The sequence below is a fragment of the Streptomyces sp. NPDC043870 genome (assembly GCF_056435785.1).
In genome coordinates this window covers 1-23,071 of record NZ_JBWKDT010000020.1, presented here as the reverse complement: position 1 = coordinate 23,071, position 23,071 = coordinate 1, and the positions used below count along the sequence as shown (strand labels likewise).

3 protein-coding genes are annotated in these 23,071 nt (G+C 72.6%); all 3 read right to left on the bottom strand.

All coding sequences use genetic code 11. The features are described 5' to 3' along the window. Positions 1–9: 9 nt before the first annotated feature. The gene (locus AC0699_RS23315; protein ID WP_478663363.1) at positions 10–1,260 is read right to left on the bottom strand and encodes a cytochrome P450; all 1,251 of its coding nucleotides are present in this window, start codon (positions 1,258–1,260) and stop codon (positions 10–12) included. 133 nt (positions 1,261–1,393) lie between these two features. Beyond that, on the bottom strand, positions 1,394–8,599 hold the full coding sequence (locus tag AC0699_RS23310) for an amino acid adenylation domain-containing protein (protein ID WP_478663361.1): 7,206 nt from the start codon (positions 8,597–8,599) through the stop codon (positions 1,394–1,396). Continuing rightward, the coding region (locus AC0699_RS23305) for an amino acid adenylation domain-containing protein (RefSeq protein WP_478663358.1) at positions 8,596–23,071 on the bottom strand (14,476 nt) is incomplete at its 5' end. The genes AC0699_RS23305 and AC0699_RS23310, both read right to left, overlap by 4 nt.

Below are 23,071 nucleotides of genomic sequence, written 5' to 3'. Positions count from 1 at the left end.
GTGCCGCGATCACACGCTCGCGCCACGCGTCTCTTCGTACTGGGCGAGTCCCGCCGGATCCGGGTCGAACCGCACGGGCAGCCCGCTGAATCCGGTCAGGAAGTTGGAGTGGATCCGCTGTGCCGGGCCGGTGACCTCGAACCCCTGGGTGAAGGTCCGCAGCGCGGACAGAAGTTCGGATACCTCGACGCGGGCCAGATAGGCGCCGAGGCAGAAGTGCGGCCCGTATCCGAAGGTGATGTGCTTGTTGGGTGTACGGCCCAGAGCGAAGGTCCCAGGATCCTCGAAGACGGCCTCGTCGCGGTTGCCCGAGCTGTGCCACAGGGTGACGATGTCCCCCGCCGCGATCCGCACGCCGCCCACCTCGGTGTCGTTCAGACAGGTGCGCCCGAAGTGCATGGCGGGCGTGGCCCAGCGCAGCACTTCCTCCACCGCGGTGCCGAGGCTCACTTCGCCGTCTCGCAGCAGCTGCCACTGCTGTGGGTGGTGCGACAGCGTGTACACCGAGTCGATCATCGAGAGCCGGCTCGTCTCGTCGCCTCCGATGATGAGGCTGTAGCAGTTGAGGACCATCTCGTCCTCGGTCAGGGCCCGCCCGTCGATCTCGCCGCCGGCCAGCACGCTGATCACGTCGTCGCCCGGAGAGCGGCGCCGCTCTTCGACCAGCTCGCCGAAGTACAGCAGGATTTCGTTGCGCGCCATGAGCGCGTCCATTTCCTGGGCGTCGGCGGCATCGGAGCTCAGGGCGGACTTCGTCAAGGAGAGCAGGAATTCGCGGTCGGCAGCGGGAACACCCAGAAGATCCGCGATGGTACCCATGGGGATATGGCTGGCAATGTCCGCGGCGAAATCACAGGTGCCGCGCTCGACCGCCCCGGCCACCAGCCTCCTGGTATTCTCCCGAACCCGGTCCGATATTCGCTCCAGGGCGCGCGGGGAAAAGGCCCTCAGTATGATCTTCCGGAGTTCGCGGTGCCGGTGGCCGTCGGTGACGGCGAGCATCTGACCGGCTGCCGAGTCCCCTCCGGCCAGGAGGGTGACCAGCAGGTTTCCGCGCTCCGACGTGAAGTTCACGTTGTCGCGGTAGACGGCCATGATGTCGGCGTACCGACTGATCACCCAGAAGCCCTGATTCCCTCCCAGCGGCGGGTGCCAGGAGACCGGACTCTCCGACCTGAGCCGCTGCCAGAATTCCGTGAGGTCACGGTCGTTGAAGGTCTGCGGGTCGGCCAGGTCTACACCCTGCATTACTTCCGTCATGCCGCGGATTACCTCGTTCGTCGTGGTGTTGGGTCTTTCCGTCGACGGCCGACGTACCGAAGCTAGCACCGGCCGTCGACGGGGGCACCGTCATTAAGCGGCAGCCAAATGACCCACCATCATTCCAGCTGTTTCACAGCGCCCGGGCGAGTGCCCTGCCGATGACGGCGACGGCTTCGGAGTGGGAGAGCATCCCGCCGTGCGTGGCGTCCACCTCGTGGTTGGTGATGGCGCCCTTGACGTACGGCCGCCATGCCTCGGGCACCAGCTTGTTCCTGACCTCCTCGGGGTGGCTGACCCCGGGGGTGGGGCGGGTGGCGGTGAAGAACAGCAGATCCCCGCCGAAGACGCCCGGTTCGAAGGTCCCCATCAGACGGTTGTTGTGGACGTAGGCGTTCATGCTCTTCACCAGCCCCTGCTCGCCCAGGGCGGCCAGCCGGTTGTTCTCCTCGTCGAGATAGGCCGCGTAGCGGGCGAGAACGGCTTCGCGATCCCTGGCCAGCTCCTCCATGTCGAAGGCGAAGCCCGACGCCAGCAGGGGCGCGATGATCTCGTGGTCGGCCCAGTCGGGCGCCTCCGCCTCCAGGTCGGGCGGAAACGTGTCCATGATGCCGAGCACGCTCACCTCTTCGCCCTGTTCCTCCAGTTGGACGGCGATGGCGTGGGCGACCAGACCGCCGAACGACCAGCCGAGGACCGCGTACGGCCCGGCCGGCTGCACCGTGCGCATCCGCTCGATGTAGTCGGCGGCCATCTCCTTGACCGACGCGGGCATCCGGTCCGGCTCGGTCAGTCCACGGGCCTGGAGCCCGTAGACGGGCTGGTCGGTGTCCAGGTGTGCCAGGAGGCCGGAGAACGACCAGCTCGTGCCGGAGCCGGGGTGGACGCAGAACAGCGCGGGGCGACCGCCCCGGGGGCGCAGCGGCAGCAGCGGAGCGAGCGGGTCCCGTGACGTGTCCGAGCCCAGTTCCCGGGCCAGCCCGGCCACGGTCGGCGCCTCGAAGACGGTGCGTACGGACATCTCCACCCCGAGGTCCGAGCGCATCCGGCGCACGAGCCGCGTCGCCAGGAAGGAGTGGCCGCCGAGCCGGAAGAAGTCGTCGTGGACACCGACCGCCGGCACCTCCAGCAACTCGGCGAAGAGGTCCGCGAGGATCTTCTCCTCGGGTGTGCGGGGATGGGCGAGGGACGCGGGCCGGGGCAGCGGGGCGGGCAGCGCGCGGCGGTCCAGCTTCCCATTGCGGGTCAACGGGAAGGAGTCCACGGTCACGAAGGCCGAAGGGACCATGTAGTCCGGCAGACTCCGCCGGACGTGCGCGGCGAGGGCCTCCTCGTCGGCCGCCTCTCCCCCGGGCTCCCGCCCGGACCCGTCCGGCACCACATAGGCGACCAGCCGCTTCTCGCCCGGAACGTCCTCGCGGGCGAGTACCGCGGCCTTGGCCACGGCCTGATGGCGGGCCAGCACCGCCTCCACCTCGCCGGGTTCGATGCGGAAGCCGCGGATCTTCACCTGGAAGTCGGCGCGGCCGACGTAGCGGACCCGGCCCTCCGGCGTCCAGCGGACCACGTCCCCGGTGCGGTACATCCGCCGGCCCGGTGCGCCGAACGGGTCGGCCACGAAACGCTCGGCCGTCATGCCCGGGCGGTTGAGGTAGCCGCGGCCCAGGCCCGCTCCGGCGAGGTACAGCTCGCCGGAGCGGCCCGGTGCGACCGGGCGGAGCGCCTCGTCGAGCACGTACAGCCGGGCGTTGGCGATGGGACCGCCCATCGACGGCGCGGAGTGCCACTGTGCAACGTCCTCGGGCAGCACCCAGCCCGTCATCACATGGGTCTCGGTGGGGCCGTACTGGTTGTGCATGCGGCGGCCGGGCACACGCGCGTGGAAGGCCCGGATGGACTCGCTGGGGACCAGAGCCTCGCCGGACTGCACGATGTCGCAGAGCGCCGGGAGGTCCATGCCGCGTTCGCGGGCGGCGTCGGCGATGCCCTCCACGACGAGGTTGGGCACGAACAGTTCCTGCACCTGGTGGCGGTCCAGCCAGGCCACCAGGCGATCGGAGTCGCGCCGTACGTCCTCGGGGCACTGCACCAGGGTCTTGCCGTACACCAGCGCGGAGAGGATCTCCTGAACGGACACGTCGAAGCCGATGGGGGCGAACTGGGCGGTGATCCTGCCCTGCGGGAGCAGCGCGTCCTGCCAGACGATCAGGTTCGCCGGGCCACCGGCCCGCATCACGACGGGCTTGGGGCGGCCGGTCGAACCCGAGGTGTAGATGACGTACAGCGGGTGGTCGGGCAGCAGCGGCGACGGCCGTTCGGCATCGGTGACATCAGTGCCGGGGTATGCCGCGAGTGCGTCGCGGACGGCCGGGTCGTCGAGCAGGAGGGTGCCGGCAGGCTCACCGGGCAGGCCGGCCGCGACCGGGGCGGTGGTGAGCACTACGGCCGGGTCGGCGTCCGAGAGCATGTAGGCGATGCGCTCGGCCGGGTGGGCGGGGTCGACCGGCACGTACGCGGCACCGGTCTTCAGGATCGCCCATACGGCGGTGACCTGCAGCGGGGAGCGGGGCATGGCGATGGCCACGTACGTCTCCGGCCCGACGCCGCGGTCGATCAACAGCCGGGCGAGCCGGTTGGCGCGCGCGTTCAGCTCGGCGTAGGACAGCCGCTCGACCCGTCCCGGCGTGCCGTCGTCCGTCATCTCCTCGTGCACCACGGCGAAGGTGTCGGGAATGAGCGCGGCCCGCGCCTGGAACAGCTCCGGCAGGCTTCGCCACGGCAGCTCTCGCTCGGTGTCGTTCCATACAGTGAGGACCTGGTCGCGCTCCTCGGCGGACAGGACGTCAATGCGCCCCACCCGCGCGGCGGGATTCTCCACGACCACGGCGAGCAGCCTGAGCAGGCCGTCCACCAGAGACTGGGCCGTGCGGTCGTCGAACAGATCACGGCTGTACTCCAGTGAGGCCTGCATTCCGGCGGGCGTGCCGTCGGCATCGCGCCGCTCCGCGAAGGAGAACAGCAGGTCGAACTTTGCCGTGTTGACGGTGACCGGCTCGTTGGAGACGGTCAGCCCGGGCAGCCGGCCCTGCACGCTCGCGGCGGCCTGCTGGTCGTTGTTGTTGAAGGCCAACTGGACCTGGTAGAGCGGGTGACGGGCCAGCGACCGCTCGGGGTTGAGCACCTCGACCAGGCGCTCGAAGGGAACCTCCTGGTGGGCGTAGGCGGCCAGATCGGTGTCGCGGACCCGGGCGATGAGTTCCTTGAACGTGGGGTCGCCCGACACGTCGGTGCGCAGGACCAGGGAGTTGACGAAGAAGCCGACCAGTTCCCCGATGGCGTCGTCGGTGCGTCCGGCGACGGGCGTGCCGATGGGGATGTCCGTCCCCGCGCCGAGCCGGGACAGCAGGGCGGCGAGCCCTGCCTGGACGGCCATGAACATCGTCGAGCGGGTGTCGCGGGCGAGCCGCGCCAGTCCGGCGTGCGTCCGCTCGGGCACGTCGAAGACCAGCATGCCGCCGTCGCCGCTGGACACCATCGGACGCTCGCGGTCGGCGGGCAGCTCCAGCTCCTCCGGCAGACCGGCGAGTCGCTCTGTCCAGTGGGCGAGCTGGCGGGACATGGCCGAGTCAGGGTCGTCCTCGGAACCCAGCATCTCCCGCTGCCAGACGGCGTAGTCGGCGTAGTTCACCAGCAGGGGCTGCCACTGCGGGGCGTGGCCGGCGCCGCGTGCCGCGTACGCCACGGTCAGATCACGCCGCAGCAGCGGCATGGACCAGCCGTCGGCGGCGATGTGGTGCATGAGCAGCAGCAGCACGTGTTCGGTCTCGGACAGCTGGAACAGCCATACCTTCAGGGGCGGTTCGCCGCTCAGGTCGAAGCGGTGCTCCACGGCCTCGTCGAGCAGGCCGCGCAGCCGGTCGTCGGTGGTCCGCACGACCTCCATGCCGACGGGTGCGGCGGGCAGCACCTTCTGGTACGGGCCGGTGGCGTCCTCCGCGAAAACGGTGCGCAGGGGCTCGTGGCGTGCCACTACATCGGCGAGCGCGGCGTGCAGGGCGGCGTGGTCGAGCCGTCCGCTGAGCCGCAGCGGGACGGGGAGGTTGTAGGTGGGGCTCGCCCCCTCGACGCTGTGGAGGAACCACAGGCGCTGCTGTGCGAAGGACAGCGGAACGCGCGGCGGGCGCGGGGAGATGGCGGAGATGCCGGGGCGACCGCCGTGGGTACGGTCCAGTACCGCGGAGAGCGCGGCCACTGTCGGTGCCTCGAACAGTTCACGGATGGCCAGTTCGGTCTTGAGCGTGGACCGGATGCGGCTCACCAGGCGGGTCGCCAGGAGGGAGTTGCCGCCCGACTCGAAGAGGTCGTCGTCGATGCCGACCCGGGCGACGCCGAGCACCTCGGCGAACAGGCCGCACAGGATCTCCTCGCGGGGGCTGCGGGGCCCGCGGCCGAGTACGGCGGTGTCCCAGTCGGGCTCGGGCAGGGCCTTGCGGTTCACCTTGCCGTTGGGCAGGACCGGCAGCGACGCGAGCGACACGAACGCCGTGGGCACCATGTAACCCGGCAGGGTCTGCGCGGTGTGCGCGCGCAGCTCCTCCGTGTCCAGAGCGTCCGCGTCACCGCCGGCCGCGGGCACCACATAGGCCACCAGGCGCTTCTCGTCGGCCCGGTCGAGGCGCGGGAGGACCACCGTCTGCCCGACGAAGGGATGCCTGGCGACGGTGGCCTCCACCTCGCCGGGCTCGATCCGGAAACCGCGGATCTTGACCTGGTGGTCGGCACGGCCGGCGAACTCCAGGACACCGTCCGAGGTGCGGCGCACCAGATCGCCGGTGCGGTACATGCGGGAGCCCGCCGGCCCGAACGGGTCGGCGACGAACCGCTCCGCGGTCAGGGCCGAGCGGCCCGCGTAACCGCGTGCCAGGCCCGCGCCCGCGACGTAGAGCTCCCCGGGCACCCCGTCGGGCACGGACAGCAGGTTCGCGTCCAGCACGTACAGCCGGGTGCTGTCCATGGGTCCGCCGATGGGAACCACGGACCTGAGCGAGCCGGCGTCGGTGACGGCGTGGTGGGTGGCGTTCATGGTGATCTCGGTCGGGCCGTACAGGTTCGTCACCGTGACGCCGGGGCAGTGCTCCAGCACCCTGCGGAACGCCGGCGCCGAGGCCGCGTCGCCGCCCGTGGTGACCTCCCGCATGCCGGCGAAGACGCCGGGGCGTTCCTCCGCGAGCAGGTTGAACAGCGCGGTGGTCAGCAGCGCGCCGGTGACCTTGTACCGGGTGACGACCCGTTCCACGGCGTCCACGTCCACCTCACCGGGCGGGACGACGACGATCCGGTGCCCGGCCAGCAGCGGTATCCACAGCTCGTACGTGGACGCGTCGAAGGCGAGCGTGGCGTTCATCAGGACCCGCTCGTGGGCGCCGGTGTGCCAGCGGCCGTCCAAGGCCAGCTCGGCGACGCCCCGCTGGGTCACCACCACGCCCTTGGGCCTGCCGGTGGAGCCGGAGGTGAACATGACGTACGCCGCCTGGTCCGCGGTCACGGGTACGCCCGGGTCGGTGGCCGGCCACGGCTGCGGGCCCTGCGCGTCGACGACGACCGTGCGCAGGCCGAGTTCATCGGCGCGCGGGGCCGTGGCCCGGTCGGTGACGACCACCTGCGCACCGACATCGGCGACGGCCTGGCGCATCCGCTCCAGCGGGTAACTGTGGTGCAGGGGAACGTAATGGCCGCCTGCCTTGAGGATGCCCAGCACCGCGACCGGTACCTCGGGCGAGCGCTCCAGCAGCAACACGACCGGGGACTCGGGACGTACGCCCTCGTCGATCAGGTGGTGCGCAAGCCGGTTGGCGCGCTCGTTCAGCTCGGTGTAGGTGACCGTCCCCCCGTCGTGGACCACCGCCGGGGCGTCGGGCACACGCCGGACCTGGTCCTGGAAGAGCCGGACGAGCGAGGCGTCGGGGACGGCCCGCTCGGCGCCCTCCGTGCCCGGGGGAAGCGTGTGGCCACCGCCCGGTTCGGAGGCGGCGGTGATCCGGGCGACCGGGCTCTCGGGGGCGGCCGCCACCGCTTCCAGGGCCCGCACCACCCGGTCCATGATCTGCCGCGCCGCGGACTCGTCGTACAGGTCGGGGCGGTGGTCCAGGCGTAACCAGATGCGCTCGCCCGGCGCGCCGATCAGCGACAGCGGGTAGTGGTTGGCGTCCTGGCTGTCGACCCGGGTCACTTTCAGGGCCGCGGCGGACGCGCCCCCGCCGCCTCCTCCGCCGGGGTAGTTCTCGAACACGGTGAGCGTGTCGAAGAGTCCGTCGCGTCCCTCGGCCCCGATGGCCTTGCGGATGTCGGCCAGTCCGATGTGCTGGTGTGACAGCAGCCGGGTCTGCGCCTCCTGGAGGCGCCTGAGGAACGCGGCCATCGGTTCGCCCGGCCGCAGCCGGGCGCGCATGGGTACCGTGTTGATGAACAGGCCGATCATGCTCTCGACGCCGTCGATCTCGGACGGCCGTCCCGAGACCGTGACCCCGGCCACCACGTCGTCGCGGCCGGTGAGCCGGGAGAGCACCAGCGCCCAGACGCCCTGCAGGATGGTGCCCATGGTCAGGCCCTGGTCGCGGGCCCAGTCGGTGAGTGCCTCCGTCACGTGCCGGGACAGCTGGACGTTGACCTGTCCGGGCACCATCGACACCGTGCCCGCGCCGGGCGCGACCAGCGTCGGTCCCTCCAGGTCCGCCAGCGTCTCCCTCCAGGCGTTCTCGGCGGCGACGCGGTCCTGCCCCTGGAGCCAGGCGAGATAGTCGCGGTACGGGCGGGCCGCCGGCAGCTTCGAGGCGTCACCCTTGCCGGTGTAGAGGGCGAACAGCTCCCGCCACAGGACCGGCAGCGACCAGCCGTCGAGCAGTACGTGATGGAACGTCAGGACGAGTCGATGGCGGACGTCCCCGAGCCGGACGAGGGTGAAGCGCATCAGGGGCGGCTTGGCCAGGTCGAGGCGGCGGGCCCGGTCCTCGGCGACGACGCGATCGGCTTCGGCGGCGCGGTCCTCCTCCTTCGACGAGGTGAGGTCCACGTCGTGCCAGGGCACCGGCACCTCGCGGTGGACGATCTGCAGAGGGCGGTTGACCCCTTCGTAGCGGAAGCTCGCACGGAGATTCGCATGACGGCGCAGCAGGCCGTCCGCCGCTGCCCTGAGCGCCACGCGGTCCAGCGGGCCTTCGAGGTCGACGACCAGTTGCACGGCGTACAGGTCCGGTGCGCTCTCGTCGTACACGCTGTGGAAGAAGATCCCTTCCTGCAGCGGTGACAGCGGCAGGATCTCCTCCAGCCCCGACTGACTCATTCCGACATCCTCCAGTCGTCTTCCAGCAGATCGATTTCGCTCTGGCTCAGCTCCACCAGAGGCATGTCCGAGGGGGTGTAGCCGCCGGTGTCCGGCTTCCGGGCGTGCTCCACCAGCGCCTCCAGGGCTCTGAACCACGCGTCGGCAAGGCGACGGACCTCGTCGTGGGAGAGCACGTGCTTCGCGTACAGCCAATGGGCCGTCAGCTCCGGCCCGCGCGCGCCGTCCCGGGTGACGGCGGCAAGGTCGACGGCGTGCGGCAGCCGCATTCCGGGCGCCTGCCCGCCGACGCCGCTGAGGTCGGCGAGCACCGACCAGTCGGTCGACGCCCCGGAGGTCTCCGTCTCGTTGAACCGGCCCAGGTAGTTGAAGCCGATCTGGGGTCCGGGCCGTCCGGCGAGCCGGGGAGCCGTACGGGGGTTGAGGTAGCGCAGGGCGCCGTAACCGAGCCCGTTGTCCGGCACGGCCCGCAGCTGCTCCTTGATCCGCTTGAGCACCTGGCCCGCCGCGAACCCACCGGCCATCGCCTCGGCCCGGTCGTAGGTGCCGGGGTCCAGGCGCACCGGGTACATGTTGGTGAACCACCCGACGGTCCGCGACAGTTCGGTGCCGGGCAGCACCTGTTCCTCGCGGCCGTGGCCCTCCAGGTCCACGAGGAGCCCCGTATTCCCGTCGCCCCGCAGCTCGGCGACGGCCATGGCCAGCGCGGTGAGGAGGACATCGTCGACACCGGTGCGGAAGGTGTCCGGGACGGTGGTCAGTACGGCTTCGGTGAGGTCGGGGGGCAGGGTACGGGCCAGGGTCGCGGCGCGCTCGTTCACATCCCGGTCCGGGTCCAGCGGCCGCTGCCCGAGCAGCGGCTCGTCCTGCGCCAGCACCTCCTGCCAGTGGGCGAGTTCGGTCTCCCGGGCCGGGTCCTGTGCCCAGTCGGCGAGCCGCCGGGCCCAGCCGCGCAGGGAGGTGCCGACCGGCTGCAGCGCGGGCCGCGTTCCCCCGGCCACCGCCTGCCAGGCCTCTTCGAGGTCCGGCAGCAGGATGCGCCAGGACACGCCGTCGACGGCGATGTGGTGCACGCTCAGGTAGATCCGGCCGGGCTCGCCCGGGCCCCGGTCGAACCAGACGACCTGCACCAGACTGCCCGCCTCCAGGGACAGCCGGTTCCGCGCGGCGTGCGCGTGCTCGGCCATCAGCTTGAGGTACGCGTCCTCGTCCAGTCCCTCGCAGTCGACTCGCCGCACGATGCGCTCGGCCGGGACGGTACCGGGTTCGGTGACCTCCAGCTGCCATCCGTCGCCCGCGCCGCGCCCCTCGCGCGGCTCGCCGGGATCGGTGGCGAGCCGAAGCCGCAGGGCGTCGTGGTGGTCGAGCAGGGCCTGCACGGTGGCCACCAGCCGATCCCGGTCACAGCCCTCCGGCGCCTGGAGCACCCGCCACTGATGGAGCTCGTCGACGGGGCCGCCCAGTTCGGCGAACCAGTGCACGATCGGTGTCGGCGGGACGGGACCGATGCCGGCGCCCTCCTCCTCGACGCTCGCGCCGTCGGTCTCGGTGGCGACGCGGGCGAGCGCGGCGGCGGTCTTGTGCTCGAAGACGTCCTTCGCCGAGATCACCAGGCCCCGCCTGCGCGCCCGGCTGGCCAGCTGGATGGACATGATGCTGTCGCCGCCCAGCGCGAAGAACTCCTGCTCCACACCGACCTGTTCGAGGCCGAGGACCTCGGCGAACAGCTCGCACAGCAGCCGCTCGCGCTCGTCCCGCGGATCACCGCCCGGCGAACCGGTGCCGAACTCGGGTGCGGGCAGCGCCGTGCGGTCGATCTTGCCGTTGGGGGTGAGCGGGAACTCCTCCAGCCCGACCAGGGCGGCGGGGATCATGTAGTCGGGCAGGCTGCGGGTGAGGTGGGCGCGGATCTCGCCCGGGTCGACCGCTCCGGCGGCGCCCACGAGGTAGGCCACCAGTCGCCGGTCGCCCGACCGGTCCTCGCGTACCGTCACCATGCCCTGGGCCACCGACGCGTGCTGGGCCAGTACGGCCTCGATCTCGCTGAGTTCGACGCGGAAGCCGCGGATCTTGACCTGTTCGTCGGCGCGGCCGACGAACACCACCGAACCGTCGGCGGTCCAGCGCACCAGGTCGCCGGTCCGGTACATGCGAGCGCCGGAAGGCCCGAACGGATCGGCCACGAACCGCTCGGCGCTGAGGTCGGGCCGGTTCAGGTAGCCCCGGGCCACTCCCTCGCCCGCGAGGTACGCCTCGCCCGTCACGCCCGGCGGCACCGGGTTGAGCGCACCGTCCAGGACGTAGAGACGGTCGTTGGGGACGGGGCTGCCGGCGTCCGGCACGGTGTCGCCGCGCAGCGGGTCGCTCATGGTCGTCAGTACCGTCGACTCGGTCGCGCCGTAGACGTTGATGACCCGTACCCCTGCCTGCCACCAGCGCTGGGCCAGTTCGGCGGAGAAGGACTCACCGCCCATCAGCACACCCCGCAGCGTGCGTGCCCGTTCGGGGTCGAGGGTGGCCAGCAAGGTCGGCGGAAGCGCCGTGTGCGTCACCCGCTCGCGGGTGATCAGCTCGGCCAGTTCGTCCCCTCCGACGAGGCCGGACACCGGTCCGAGGACCATCGTGGCCCCGGTGAGCAGCGTCATCACGAAATCGCCGATGGCGGCGTCGAAGTTGGGCGACACCAGCTGCAGCACCCGGCTGCCGTCGTCCAGGGCCAGCTTGTCGGCGTGGGCGGCCGCGAGCGACGCCAGGCCCGTGTGGGGCACGACGACACCCTTCGGGCGGCCGGTCGAGCCGGAGGTGTAGATCGCGTACGCCGCGCCGTCGAGCCGCAGGGGCGCCACGCGGTCGCGGTCCTCCGGGTTGTGGGCCGGCCGGGCGGCGACGGCGGCACGGGTCTCCGGTTCGTCGAGCAGGAGCCGCGGCGCGTCCCCGACGGGCAGGGCGCCGGCCGTTTCGGAGGTGGTCACGAGCAGTGCCGGACGGGCCTGGCCGAGCATGAACGCGATGCGGTCGGCGGGGTAGTTGGGGTCGATGGGCAGATAGCCGGCGCCGGCCTTGAGCAGGGCGACCAGCGCCACGACGAGCTCGTCGGTGCGGGGCAGCGCCACGGCCACGAACTGCTCGGGCCCCACCCCCAGGTCTATGAGGTGGTGCGCGAGCCGGTTCGCCCGTGCGTTGAGTTCCTCGTACGACACGGCCGTGCCCTCGTACTCGACGGCGGTGCCGTGCGGTGTGCGTCCGGCCTGCGCCTCGAACAGCCGGGGCCAGGTCTGCCGCGGCAGGTCCAGTGCGGTGTCGTTCCAGGTGCCGAGGACGAGGTCGCGTTCGGCCGGTTCCAGCACGTCGATCCGGTCCACCGACTGGCCCGGGTCGGCCACCACGGCGTCCAGCAGGCGCAGGTAGCGGTCGGCGATGGCCCGCACGGTGCCCTCGTCGAAGAGATCGGTGCTGTACTCCACCGAGCAGTACATACCGCCCGGAGTGCCGTCCGCGGCGGGGATCTCACCGAAGCCGAAGAGGAGATCGAAGCCGGCCGTGCCGGTGCCGACGGGGTGGCCGGCGACCCGCAGGCCGTGGCGCCCGGCCGCGCGTCCGGGCACCACCCGGTCGGTGTTGTTGAGCGAGAGCACCACCTGGAAGAGCGGGTGCCGGGCCAGGGTGCGTTCGGGGCTGAGGGCGTCCACGAGCCGTTCGAACGGCACGTCCTGATGGGCATAGGCGCTCAGTACGGTCTCCCGGACCCGGCCGAGCAGCTCGGCGAAGGTGGGGCTGCCGGAGACGTCCGTGCGCAGCACGAGGGTGTTGACGAAGAAGCCCACGAGGTCGTCGAGCGCGTCGTCGGTGCGTCCGGCGATCGGGGAGCCGACCGGGATGTCGCTGCCGCCGCCCATGCGGTACAGCAGGGTGGCCAGGGCCGCCTGCAGCACGATGAAGACGCTGGCGTCGTGCGCCTGCGCCACCTCCCGCAGCCGGGCGTGGAGCGCGGCCGGGACGTCGATCTCGAAGCGGTCTCCCTGGTACGAGGGGGTCGCCGGCCGGGGGCGGTCGGTGGGCAGCGTCAGCTCTTCCGGCAGCCCGCGCAGCGTGCGGGTCCAGTGGGCGAGCTGGGCGCCGATCTCGCTGTCCGGGTCGTCCTCCGAGCCGAGCAGCTCGCGCTGCCAGCGCGTGTAGTCGGTGTAGGTCACCGGGAGGGCGGGCCAGTCGGGCTCCTCGCCCTCCAGCCGCGCGGTGTAGGCGCGGGTCAGGTCACGGGCCAGCAGCGGTATCGACCAGCCGTCCGCGGCGATGTGGTGCATGAGCAGCAGGAGGACGTGATCGTCCTCCGCCAGGGCGAACAGGCGGGCCCGCAGCGGCAGTTCGGTGCTCAGGTCGAACGGGTGCCGGGCCTCCTTCGCCAGCCGGTCGTCCAGTTCCTCCTCGGTGACGGGCACCACGAGCAGGCCGGTGTCCGACTCCTGGGCGGTGAGCACCCGCTGGTAGGGCCCCTGGTCGTCCTCTCCGAAGGCGGTGCGCAGCGGCTCGTGCCGGGCCACGACGTCACGGAGCGCCGCGGCCAGGGCAGCGCGGTCCAGCGCTCCGGAGAGGCGCAGGGACAGCGGCATGTTGTAGCCGGCGCTGGGTCCTTCGAATCGGTTGAGGAACCACAGCCGTCGTTGTCCGTACGACAGGAGCGTGCGATCCGGCCGGGGCCCGGCCGTGACACGGACCCGGGTGCCGGTGCCGCCGTCGAGGGCGGCGACGAGGCCGGTGACGGTCGGGGAGTCGAAGAGGGTACGGATGCCGACCTCCGTGCGCAGGACGGTCCGGATGCGGCTGACGAGCCGCGTGGCCAGCAGCGAGTGTCCGCCGAGGTCGAAGAAGGAGTCGTCGATGGACACCCGCTCCACGCCGAGCACTTCGGCGAACAGCCCGCACAGGATCTCCTCACGGGGGGAGCGCGGGCCCTGCCCCGTACCTGCCGCCGTGTGGTCGGGTGCCGGGAGTGCCTTTCGGTCGAGCTTGCCATTGGGGGTCAGGGGCACGGCTTCGAGCAGCACGAACGCCGAGGGGACCAGATGGTCGGGGAGCGTCCGGGCGAGGTCCCCGCGCAGCTCCGCGGGGGTCGGCGAGGCGCCGTCGGCCGGGACCACGTAGGCGACCAGCCGCCGGTCGCCGGGGCGGTCCTCGCGCACCAGCACCTCGGCCGTCGCGACCCCGGGCAGGCCCGCGACGGCGGTCCGGATCTCGCCCGGCTCGATGCGGACACCGCGTACCTTGACCTGGTCGTCGGCCCGGCCCACGAACTCCAGAGTGCCGTCGCGGCGCCAGCGCACCAGGTCGCCGGTGCGGTACATCCGCTCTCCCGGTGCGCCGAAGGGGCAGGCCACGAACCGCTCCGCGGTCAGCGCCGCGCGCCGCACATAGCCGCGGGCGAGACCCGCGCCGCCGATGTACAGCTCGCCGCCGACGCCCGGGGGCACGGGCCGCAGCCCCTGGTCGAGGACGTACACCCGGGTGCCGGCCACGGGCCGCCCGATGTGCGGGGCCTCGCCCTCGGCGAGCGGCCTGCTCATGGTGGCGGTGACCGTGGCCTCCGTCGGGCCGTACGCGTCGATGACCCTGCGCCCACCGCGCGTCCAGCGCCGGGCGAGTTCGGGTCCGAACGCCTCACCGCCGGTCATGACGGTCCGGATGGTCGCGGCGCGGTGCTCGGGCACGGTGGCCAGGAGCGGCGGTGGCAGCAGTACGTGGGTGGCGGCCCGCTCGGTCATCAGGTCCGCGAGCTCGTCACCGGAAAGCCTGCCGTCGGCGGGGCCGAGCACCAGCGTCGCTCCGGAGACCAGCGCCTGGGTGACGTCGGCCACGGCGGCGTCGAAGCTGAGCGACACCATTTGCAGCACCCGGCTCGACGTGTCCATCGCCAGGTTCTCGATGTGGCTGGTGAGCAGCGAGTCGAGCCCGTGGTGGGAGACGGCCACGCCCTTGGGACGACCGGTGGAACCCGAGGTGTAGATGACGTAAGCGGTGTTCGCCGGGCGCGACGCGCCCGCGCGTTCGCCGTCCGCCAGATCGCTGTGCGCCAGCGCGTCGACCCGCGTGCGCACCGCCGGTGCGTCGAGGTCGACGAGCCGCTCGGTGCCGGCGGCGCCGAGGGCCTCGGTCGCCACGTCCCGGGTACCGGAATCGGCGAGCACCAGGACGGGCGCGGCGTCGTCGATCATGTACGCGATGCGGTCGGCCGGGTAGTCGGGGTCGACCGGCACCCACGCGGCCCCGGCCTTGACGACGGCCAGCATCGCCACGACCCATGCCTCACCACGGGGCAGGACCAGCGCCACCAGACTCTCGGGACCGGCCCCTTCGGCCACCAGGAAGCGGGCCAGCCGGTTCGCCCGCGCGTTCAGCTCCGCGTACGAGAGCCGCTGTCCGCCGCTCTCCACGGCTATGTGTCCCGGCGTACGGGCCACCTGCTCCTCGAGCATGGCGTGCAGGGTGCGCGGCGGCAGGGCGTGTCCGGTCGAGCTCCACCGCTCCAGGACGCGGCGCAGTTCGCCGGCGTCCAGCACCTCGGCCGCGCCGATACGGCGGCCGGGTGCGGCGGACACCGAGTCCAGCAGGCGCACATAGCGCTCGGCCAGCTCCGCGGCCGTGTGCCGGTCGAACAGGTCGGTGCTGAACTCCAGAACGCCACGCAGCCCGTCCCGGTGCGCCTCCGGCCGCTCGTGCAGGGCGAAGGCGAGGTCGACCTTGGCCGTGGCCGTGCTCACCTCGTACGGTGCGATGCTCGTGCCCGGCAGCGCCAGTGCCTCCGTGACACCGGACCCCGCGGTGTTGTTGAGCGCGAGCGCGACCTGGAAGAGCGGGTGGCGGGCGAGGGAACGCTCGGGTGCGATGGCCTCCACCAGACGTTCGAACGGGATGTCCTGGTTGGCGTAGGCGGCCAGGTCCGTCTCCCGCACCCGCTCGATCAGCTCGGCGAAGGTGGGGTCACCTGAGGTGTCGGTGCGCAGGACGAGGGTGTTGACGAAGACACCGACCACCTCGCCCACGGCGTCGTCCGCGCGGCCCGCGACAGGGGCGCCCACGGGTATGTCCGTCCCCGCCCCGAGCCGTGTCAGCAGGGCGGCGAGGCCCGCCTGCAGCACCATGAAGAGGCTGGAGCGGCTCTGCCCAGCCACGCGTCGCAGCCGCGTGTACAGCTCGGCGGGTATCTCGAAGCCGACCAGATCTCCGTGGTGGGCGGTGGCCGCCGGGCGGGGGCGGTCGGTGGGCAGCGCCAGCTCCTGCGGAACGCCGCTCAGCGCCTCGCGCCAGTGGTCGAGCTGGCGCGCCTGCACACTGTCGGGGTCGCTCTCGTCGCCGAGGACCGCACGCTGCCACAGGGCGTAGTCCGCGTACTGCACCGGCAGCGGCTGCCAGTCGGGCCGCTGTCCGGCGCACCGCGCCGCGTAGGCCGCGCCGAGGTCACGGCCGATGACCGGCATCGACCAGCCGTCCCCGGCGATGTGGTGCATGAGCAGCAGCAGGACGTGATCGTCCTCCGCCAGGGCCAGCAGATGACCGCGCACCGGGAGTTCGGCGCGGATGTCGAAGGGCCGCCGCACGGCCTCGCCCACGCGCTGGTCCAGCTCCTCCTCCGTGGTGGCCACCACGTGCAGTTCCGGTGCCGCGCCGACGCCCAGCACCACCTGGTGCGGTCCCTCGGCGTCCTCGGCGTACACGGTGCGCAGCGCCTCGTGCCGGCCCACCGTGTCCGCGAGCGCCTGCCGCAGCGCGTCGGTGTCGATCCGGCCCGAGATCCTGACCGCCGCGGGGATGGTGTAGGTGGGGCTCGGGCCCTGGAGGCGTTCCAGGAACCACAGCCGCTGCTGGGCGAACGACAGTGGCAGCCGCGCCGGGCGGGGTGTGACGGCGGCGACCGCGGTACGGCCCCGGTCCGCACCGTCGAGGGCGGCACTCAGCGCCGCGACCGTGGGCGACTCGAAGACCTGCCGTACCGAGATCTCGGCCGACAGGTTCGCGCGGACACGGTTCACGAGCCGGGTGACGAGCAGGGAGTGACCACCCAGGGCGAAGAAGTCGTCGTCGACGGAGACCTCGGACACGCCCAGCACCTCGGCGAACAGACCGCAAAGGATCTCCTCGCGCGGCGAGCGCGGTGCGCGCCCGCCGCCGTCGGGCCCGTACTGCGGCGCGGGCAGCGCCCGGCGGTCGAGCTTGCCGTTGAGCGTCAGCGGCAGTCCGGCAAGGGCCACGACCGCGGACGGCACCATGTAGTCGGGCAGTGTGCCCGCCGCGTACGTGCGCAGGGCCGCGGTGTCCAGGACCACTCCGTCCTCCGGTACGACGTAGGCGACGAGCCGCTTGTCCCCCGGGGTGTCCTCGCGCACGATCACGGCGGCGCGGGCCACGTCCGCGTGGCGCCCCAGGCAGGCCTCCACCTCGCCCAGCTCGATGCGGAAGCCGCGGATCTTCACCTGGTCGTCGGCCCGGCCCAGGTACTCCAGCTCTCCGTCCCTGTTCCACCGTGCCAGGTCACCGGTCCGGTACATCCGCTCCCCCGGCGTGCCGTAGGGGCACGCCACAAACCGCTCCGCGGTCAGCGCCGGGCGGTCCCAGTAGCCGCGGGCCAGGCCGGTGCCGGCGATGTAGAGCTCACCCGCGGAGCCGGACGGGACCGGACGCAGACGGCCGTCGAGGACATAGGCGCGGGTGTTGGCGACCGGGCGCCCGATGGGGGCGGATTCGGGCCACCCGGCGGCGTCCTCCGGCATGGTGTGGGCGGTGACGACATGGGTCTCGGTCGGGCCGTAGTGGTTGTGCAGCCGGTGGCCCGGCCTGCGGGCGTGGAAGCGCTGGATGGCGCCGCGCGGCGTGAGGGCCTCGCCCGCCTGGGCGATGTGGCGCAGTTCGGCCAGTTCGAGCCCCTGCTCGTCGGCGGCCCGGCAGACGGCGTCCACCACCAGGTTCGGCGCGTACAGCTCCTCCACCCGGTGCCGGTCGAGCCAGGCGGCCAGCGCGTCGGGGTCACGGCGTACGTCCTCGGGGCAGAGGGCGAGAGTCTTGCCGTACAGCAGCGTGGAGAGGATCTCCTGCGCGGACACGTCGAAGCTGATCGCGGTGAACTGCGCGGTGACGGTGCCGCAGCCACCCTGCAGGGCGTCGTCGTGCCAGGTCAGCAGGTTCACCAGGGCTTCGGACGGCATGACGACGGCCTTGGGGCGGCCCGTGGAGCCCGAGGTGTAGATGATGTACGCCGGGTGGCCCGGGAGCAGTGGTGTGATGCGTTCGGCGTCGGTGACGTCGTCGTCCGCCGGTCGCGGGGACCGGCCGAAGTCATCGGCCAGTTCCGGCTCGTCTCCGCCGAGGACCAGGACCGGACGACTGTCGGCCAGCATGAACTCGGTGCGCTCGGCGGGCTGCTCGGGGGCGATGGGCAGCCATGCCGCACCAGCCTTGAGGACCGCGAGCAGCGCGACGATCCACCGTTCGGACCGGCGCATCGCGAGGGCCACGCACCGTTCCGGCCCCGCTCCACGGCTGATCAGATGGCGTGCCAGCCGGTTGGCCCGGGTGTTGAGCTCCCGGTACGTCAGCGTGGCGTCCGCTGCCACGACGGCGGGTGCGTCGGGGGTGAGCGCCGCCTGCCGCTCGAAGAGGCCGGGCAGGGTGACGGCGGGCACCTCGCGAGCGGTGTCGTTCCAGCCTTCCAGCACCCGCTCGCGTTCCTCGGGCCCGAGCACGTCGATGGCGTGTACCGGCTGGTCCTGGCCGGCGGTCACGGTCTCGATCAGGCGCAGGAGGCGGCCGGTCATCGCGTCGGCGGTGGCGCGGTCGAACAGGTCGGTGCTGAACTCCAGCGCCGCGTCCATCCCGGCCGGGGCGCCGTCCGGGTCACGCCGCTCGGTGAAGGACAGCAGCAGGTCGAAGCGGGCCACGCCGGTGTCCACCTGCTGGGCGGTGGCGGTGACGCCGGGCAGCGGGCGCACACCACCGTCCCGTACGGCGTTGTTGAGGACGAGCAGGACCTGGAACAGGGGGTGACGCGAGGGGGAGCGCTCCGGGTTGAGCTCCTCGACCAGCCGCTCGAAGGGCACGTCCTGGTGGGCGTACGCGGCGAGGCCGGTCTCCCGCACCCGCGCCAGCAGTTCGGCGAACGTCGGGTCGCCGGACAGGTCGGTCCGCAGGACGAGCGTGTTGACGAAGCAGCCGACCAGATCCTCGACGGCCTCGTCGCTGCGACCCGCGACAGGGCTGCCCAACGGGATGTCGGTGCCCGCGCCGAGGCGGGAGAACAGCGTGGCCACGGCGGCCTGCAGCGCCATGAACAGGCTGCAGTGGTTCTCGCGGGCCAACCGCGCCAGCTCGGCGTGGAGAGCGGCGGGAATCGCGAAGTCGATCCGGTCGCCGCGGTGGGTGGGGGTGGCGGGCCGGGGCCGGTCCGCGGGGAGGGCGATCTCCTCGGGGAGGCCGTCCAGGGCGGTCCGCCAGTGGTCGAGCTGCCTGCCGACGGGCGTGTCGGCGACGTCTTCGGCGCCGAGGACCCGTCGCTGCCACAGTGCGTAGTCCGCGTACCCGACGGGCAGGGGCCGCCAGTCGGGCAGCCGCCCGGCGCAACGGGCGGTGTAGGCGAGGTTCAGGTCGCGGGAGAGCACCGGGAGGGACCAGCCGTCCGCCGCGATGTGGTGCACCAGGAGGAGCAGCACCTGCTCCCGCTCCGCCGGGCCCTCCGGCTCGGGAAGCTGGAACAGCCAGGCACGGACGGGGGGTTCGGCGGACAGGTCGAACCCGTACCGCGCGGCCTCGGCGAGGCGCGCGTCCAGCTCCCCGGGGAGGGTGGCCACGGTCTCCGGCTCGAGGGGGGCGGCGCTCCGCACGATCTGGTACGGGCCGTGCTCGTCCTCCGCGAAGACGGTGCGCAGCGGCTCGTGCCGGGTGACGAGGTCGGTCAGCGCGGCCCGCATGGCCTGCTCGTCCAGCCTGCCGGTGAGGCGCAGCGCGAGCGGCATGTTGTAGGTCGCGGAGGGCCCCTCGTAGCGGTTGAGGAACCACAGCCGCTGCTGCGCGTACGACAGGGGCAGCCGGTCGGGCCGGGGGCCCGCCGTCACGGCTTGGCGCGCGCGGTCCGCGGAGTCCAGCCGGGGCGCCAGCCGGGCGACGGTGGATGCCTCGAACAGGGCGCGCAGCGGCAGTTCCGCGCCGAGGGTGGCGCGGACCCGGCTGACAAGGCGGGTGGCGAGCAGGGAGTGCCCGCCGAGGGCGAAGAAGTCGTCGTCGATCGTCACGTCGGGTACACCCAGCACCTCGGCGAAGAGCGCGCAGAGGATTTCCTCGCGGGGGGAGCGCGGGGCCCGTCCGCCGCCGTCCGTACCGCCGTGGACGGGCGCGGGCAGCGCCTTGCGGTCGAGCTTGCCGTTCGGCGTGAGCGGCAGCGCCTCCAGCGTCACGAACGCCGAGGGCACCATGTAGTCCGGCAGGGTTGCGGCGGCGTGCTCGCGCAGCCGGGAGGCCTGCGGAACCCGTCCGTCCACCGGGACGACATAGGCCACCAGGCGCTTGTCGCCGGGGCGGTCCTCGCGGACCGCGGCAGCGGCCCGGAGGACGTCCGGGTGGCTGCCGAGGGCGGTCTCGACCTCGCCCAGCTCGATCCGGAAGCCGCGCAGTTTGACCTGGTCGTCGGCGCGGGCGACGAAGCGGAGACGCCCGTCGGTGGTCCAGCGTGCCAGGTCGCCGGTGCGGTACATACGGGCCCCGGCGTCGCCGTGCAGGGCGCCGTAGGGGTCGGCGACGAACCGTTCCGACGTGAGGTCCTGCCGGGCGAGGTAGCCGCGGACGACGCCCGCTCCGGCGATGTACAGCTCGCCCGCCACGCCCGCGGGCACCGGCCGCAGAGCGCGGTCGAGTACATAAGTGCGGGTGTTGGCGATCGGGGTGCCGATGTCCGGGGATCGTTCGGCGCGCTCGTCGACGGCGGCCGCGGTGGACCAGACGGTGGTCTCGGTCGGTCCGTACAGGTTGAGCACGGCGGGGGCGTGCCGGCGCAGTGTGCGGGCCAGGTCCGCCGGGAGCGGCTCGCCGCCGGTCAGTACGCGCACGCCCCGCAGGTCGGTGTCGCCACCGTCGCCGGTGAGCGCGTGCCACAGGCTGGGGGTGGCCTGCATGACGGTGATGCCGCGGCCGGTGAGGAGCGCGCGCAGGGCGGCCGGGTCGCGCACGGTGTCGCCGTCGGCGAGCACGACGGTGGAACCGTTCAGCAGCGGGCCGAAGATCTCCAGGGCCGCGATGTCGAACCCGACGGTGGTCACGGCGAGCAGCCGGTCGCCGGGGCTCAGGGCGACCCGGTGGCCCATGTCCCGCAGGAAGTTGACCAGTCCACCGCGCGGCACGACGACTCCCTTGGGGCGCCCCGTGGAGCCGGAGGTGTAGATGACGTACGCCGGGTGGGCGGGGTGCGCGGGTGCCGTGCGGTCGGTGTCCGTCGGGTTGTGGTCGGGTCGTTGGCCGACGGCCGCCCGGGTGGCCGCCGCGTCGAGCCGTACGATCCGGCCGGAGTCCGGCAGCGGGAGGGGGCCGGCCACGTCGGCCATGGTCAGCGTCAGGGCCGGCGAGGCCTCCGCGAGCATCAGCGCGATCCGGTCGGACGGGAAGTCGAGATCGACCGGGAGGTAGGCCGCGCCCGTTTTGAGCACGGCAAGCATGGCCACGATCAGCTGCTCGGTGCGGGGCAGGGCGAGGGCCACATACCGCTCGGGGCCGCAGCCCCGGTCGATGAGGTGGTGGGCCAGCCGGTTGGCGGCCGTGTTCAACTCGCGGTAGGTGAGGGCCCGGCCCTCGTGCTCGACCGCGACCGCGTCCGGGGTGCGCCCGGCCTGCTGTTCGAACAGCTCGACCGGCGAGGCCGCGGGCAGCGCGGCCGCGGTGTCGTTCCAGCGGGACAAAGCCTGGTCGCGTTCGGCGGGGTCCAGGAGGTCGAGGTCCGCGACCGCGGTGTCGGGGGCTTCCGTCGCCGCCGCCAGGAGCCGCACCAGGCGGTCGGCCAGGCTGCGCGCGGTGCCGCGGTCGTACAGATCGGTGCCGAACTCCAGGGAGCAGCCGATGCCCTGGGGGCTCGCGTCCTCGGTTCCGCGCTGCTCCTGGATGGTGAGGTACAGGTCGAACTGGGCGGTGCTGGTGCCGACCGGGACCGGTCGCGCGGTCAGTCCGGGCAGCCCGGTCAGGTCCCGGGCCGCGCCGTCCGCGGAGGCCAGCATGATCTGGAAGAGGGGGTGCCGGGCGAGGGAGCGTTCGGGGTTGAGTTCCTCGACCAGCCGCTCGAAGGGGACGTCCTGGTGGTCGTAGGCCGCGAGGTCGGTGTCGCGGACCCGGTCCAGCAGCTCCGCGAACGTCGGATCGCCCGACACGTCGGTCCGCAGCACCAGCGTGTTCACGAAGCAGCCCACCAGCCGCTCCACCGCATCGTCCGTACGCCCGGCCACCGGCGTACCGATCGGCACATCGGTCCCCGCACCAAGCCTCGACAACAGCGCAGCCAGCGCGGCCTGCACCACCATGAACACACTCACCCGGTGCTGCCGCGCCACCTCCGCCACCCGCGCGTGCAGCCCGGCCGGCACCTCGAACTCCAACCGTTCACCCCGGTACGACGCCACCGCCGGACGCGGCCGGTCCACCGGCAGCGCCAACTCCTCCGGCAGCCCCGCCAAAGCCTCCCGCCAGTACGCCAGCTGGCCACCGAGCAGCGAGTCCGGATCGTCCCCCGACCCCAGCACCTCCCGCTGCCACAACGCATGATCGGCGTAGTTCAGCGGCAGCTCGGTCCACTGGGGGGCCGTTCCGGAGCAGCGGGCGGTGTAGGCGGCCGCCAGGTCGCCGGCGAGGACGCGTACGGACCAGCCGTCCGCCGCGATGTGGTGCACCAGGAAGAGCAGAACGTGCTCCTCCTCCGCCACCTCGAACAGCCAGGCGCGGGCGGGTAGTTCGGCGGTGAGGTCGAAGGGGTGGCGGGCGGCGAGCGCGAGTTCCTCGTCGAGCTGCCCGGCGTCGACGGGGACGACGGTCAGCTCGGGTACGGCGCCGTCACGCACCACCTGGTGTGCGCCGTCGGCGTCCTCGGCGAAGACGGTACGCAGCGGCTCGTGGCGTTCGAGGACGTCCGCAAGGGCGGCGCGCAGCGCCTCCTGGTCGAGCCGGCCGGAGAGCCGCAGCGTCATGGGCAGGTTGTAGGTGGCTGCCGGTCCCTCGAAGCGGTGCAGGAACCAGAGGCGTTCCTGGGCGAGGGAGAGCGGTATGCGGTCGGGCCGGGGCTGCGACCGGGTGACCGGGGTGCGTGCCGTGGCGGCGGTGTCGAGCAGGGCGGACAGCTCCGCGACCGTGGTGTTCTCGAACACCTGCCGGATGGGGAGTTCGGCGCCGAGGACGGTACGGATCCGGCTGACCAGCCGCGTCACCAGCAGGGAATGCCCACCCAGGTCGAAGAACGAATCATCC